Source organism: Poseidonibacter ostreae (assembly GCF_009208075.1).
Taxonomy (GTDB): Bacteria; Campylobacterota; Campylobacteria; order Campylobacterales; family Arcobacteraceae; genus Poseidonibacter; species Poseidonibacter ostreae.
Window position 1 is genome coordinate 1 of sequence record NZ_WFKJ01000127.1, and the last position, 527, is coordinate 527.

1 protein-coding gene is annotated in these 527 nt (G+C 27.1%); it reads right to left on the reverse strand.

Annotation, left to right across the window (positions count from 1 at the left end; all coding sequences use genetic code 11):
* A partial coding sequence (locus GBG18_RS15095) for a helix-turn-helix domain-containing protein (protein WP_152192397.1) occupies positions 1-425 on the reverse strand: 425 nt, incomplete at its 3' end.
* Positions 426-527 lie beyond the last annotated feature (102 nt).

The window sequence follows — 527 nt, forward strand, 5'->3', positions numbered from 1 at the left end:
CTTCTTTTGTGATACTTTTTATTTTTATGTCTTAGCCTAAAATATAATCTTCCTCCACAACTTTTGTTATGGTAAATGTATCGATATATAGTTTCATAAGATACTGCATATGAAAGCTTTTGTTTTTTCATAACACCTGATATCTGTTCTGGAGACCAATCTAATTTTAATTTCTCTTGAATATAAATTTTAGCTTTTTTGGTGAGTTTTACAAACTTGTTTTTCTTATTGTGTCTAGTAAAAGTTAACTGTTCAGCAACTTCAGCTTGATATTTATTATGTTTACTATTTCTACTGATCTCTCTACTTATTGTTGATTGAGATTTATCTAATAATTTTGCTATGTCATTTTGGGTGTATCCAACTTTAATATAAGCAGATATTTGATATCGTTCTTTTAGGGTTAACTGTGTGAATTTTTTCATAAATATTTTCCTATTTTGTGGTGAAAAAGGATATCTAATATTTAGTTAACCCTTCTTAACACCTTACTTCTAGAATTTATGCATTTATGATTTGAATTGGGG